This is a genomic window from Pseudoalteromonas sp. MMG005, assembly GCF_018101015.1.
Classification (GTDB): Bacteria; Pseudomonadota; Gammaproteobacteria; order Enterobacterales; family Alteromonadaceae; genus Pseudoalteromonas; species Pseudoalteromonas aurantia.
In genome coordinates, this window is the sequence record NZ_JAGJEK010000054.1 from 1 (window position 1) to 2,988 (window position 2,988).

Below are 2,988 nucleotides of genomic sequence, written 5' to 3' on the forward strand. Positions count from 1 at the left end.
CAATTGAGTGTCACGAGTAACTTTTTTAGTTTAGGGGGCAACTCCTTGTTAGCTGTGAAGCTGAGTGCGTTGACAAAACGTCAGCTTAACGTGGAAGTTGCTTTGGTTGATTTGTTTACTAATCCCAGCATTCGCCAATTTGCACGCTGGTTGCAAAAACGAAATGGTCCAGCCACAGAATTATACCCAGAAAAAATATTGCCGATAGGAAATCGCAGTCACGCACCATTAACGTTTGCTCAGCAACGATTATGGTTTATTGATACTATGCAAGGAGGATCTCACGCCTACAATATTTCACGGGCACTCGTACTGAAAGGGCTGGTAGATATTTCGGTATTACAGCGTGTTTTTACAACACTCATAACCCGGCATGCGATATTTAGAACGGTATATCAAACAGAAAATGAACAAGCCGTGCAAGTGATCCAAGATGTCCACGCGGTGGACTTTCATATTGAGCACGTTGACCTTACTCATTTAGCTGTAGCCCAGTGCAAGCGTGAAATAGCACAGCATATAGAGCAGCATCAGCAATATATTTTTGATCTTAAAACGGATGTTATGCTCAAAGTCAGTTTTCTAACTTGTTCGCCAGTTCAAGGGGTACTTTTAGTTAATATTCCGCATATCGCTACTGATGGCTGGTCAATGGATATATTGACTCATGAATGCTTTACGCTTTACGAAGCATACATTAAAAAGCAAGCTAATCCTTTACCAGTTTTAACGTTGCAATATGCCGATTATGCACAGTGGCAAAATAAATATCTAACAAGTAATGCATTAGATGCTCATTGGCAATATTGGCAACAACATTTGGCAGGGGCACCGAAAGTACATAGTCTACCGTTGGATTACAATCGCCCAACAGATAAAAATTACGTTGGTGCGAAGGTTTCTGAGCAACTAACAATGGATATAAGTCAATCACTATTGTTATTAGTACAACATTTTGAGCTGACGCCATTTATGTTATCTCATGCGTTATTGGCACTAGTACTATCTCGTCATAGTGGCAGTCATGATATTGTGTTAGGTATGCCGATAGCCAATCGCCAGCAAACTGAACTAGATGCGGTGGTCGGTTTATTTGTCAATACACTGGTATTGAGAATTGATACGGATCATGACGATTTAGCCAATTATTTAGCACATGTGAAGGCGGTACACCTTGAGGCGCAACAGCATCAAGATATGCCTTTTGAAAAACTGGTAGATAGGCTTGATGTAGAACGAACGGCTGCCCATACCCCATTATTCCAAATATTATTGGCAACACAAAATAATTTTTCAACGACTCCTATACCGCAAAGTAGTACTTTGGAAATTGAAAAGATCGCCAATGAAGCAATCACCGCTAAGTTTGACCTTGATGTTAATATTAGCATGCATCAGCAAGGGGTTGATATTGACTGGACATACGACACTGCAATATTTAATCGCGAGCGTATTGAGTATTTCAATCAGCATTTATGTCAATTATTGTACACACTAGCTAATTGTGCTGTTACACAGCCTATTTCGCTAAATGAATTGCAAATGTTAAATAGCCAAGAACGAGGAGCGCAATTAAGGTTTGCAACCGGTGATACAAAACAGTATCCACTTGAATGTGGTTTGCATACGTTATTTGAACAACGAGTAGATCAAGACCCAAATGCAGTGGCTATCCAAACGAGCGGTACGCAGCTAACGTATTTAGAATTGAATACCAGAGCCAACGCACTGGCTGCTTTCTTACAAGAGCAGCATCATATATCGACGGGACAAACAATTGCAGTGTGTTTAGAACGTTCAGAAACACTGCTTATTGCAGTGCTTGCGATTTTAAAAACAGGAGGGGCATATTTAACGATTGACCCAAGTTATCCAGACCCCAGAATTACCCATATTTTGACAGATTCAGGTACCGCACTATTATTGACTGAAAATCAGTACCAGAGTCGGTTATCTCATTTTGGTGGTACGCAGATATGTTTAGACTCAATGCAAAATTTGCATCACTACAGTGATGCAAATCTACCTAAGTCATCAAGCTTTACCACCAATTCTACGGCGTATGTAGTTTACACATCAGGCACGAGCGGTAAGCCAAAAGGCGTTCAAATTGCGCATACTGGAGCGGTCAACTTTGCTTGCTATCTTGGTCAAAAGTTTCAGATCAATCGTGATAGCAAAGTATTGCAATTGGCCTCTATCGGGTTTGATGCGTTTACGTTGGAATGGATGTGGGCGCTGATCAATGGTGGTGCATTGTGTATTAGCTCTGAGGACGATAAGTTTGATCCGATGAAAATGGCGAGCTATTTACAACATCAAGAGATCACACATGCTTTAATAACCCCTGCATACTTGCAACATCTACCTTTTCATCAAGATTATCATTTTCAGGCATTGATGGTGGGTGGTGAGGCTTGTGATGCTACGCTAGCAAATCAATGGGCGCAATGTTACCCCATGTATAATGCATACGGGCCATCGGAAGCATCGATTTGTTGCACAGTTTCTAAATTAAAGCCAGATACTGCTATTTCTATTGGTAAGCCAATTGACAATGTTCAAGTTTATGTACTTGATTGTGAAAAGCAATTACTCCCTACTGGCGCGATTGGTGAGCTTTATATTGCGGGTGTCGGTGTAGGTAAAGGGTACATCAACCAATCAAAACTAACAGCAAGTCGGTTTGTAATAAACCCATTTTCAGATAATGATGGCAATCTTTTATACCGCACGGGCGATCTGGCGCGTTATACCACAAATGGACAGCTTGAATACTTAGGGCGAATTGACGAGCAAGTAAAAATTCGAGGTTATCGCGTTGAGTTGGCGGAAATAGAGCAGCAATTGACGCAGAGTGCACTTATTAGGCAAGCTGCGGTCACCTGTTGTGGTGAAGGCAGTCACAAGTTTTTGGTGGCATACGTTAGTTTAGAATTATCAGAGATGTCAGCTGATGATATACCATCAACTTTAAGTGCTTTTTTA

At 41.0% G+C, this 2,988-nt stretch carries 1 protein-coding gene; it reads left to right on the plus strand.

The window, feature by feature from the left end; translation table 11 throughout:
• Nucleotides 1-2,988 (plus strand): non-ribosomal peptide synthetase (locus J8M01_RS23605; protein WP_211059578.1); only part of this gene is annotated, 2,988 nt, incomplete at both ends.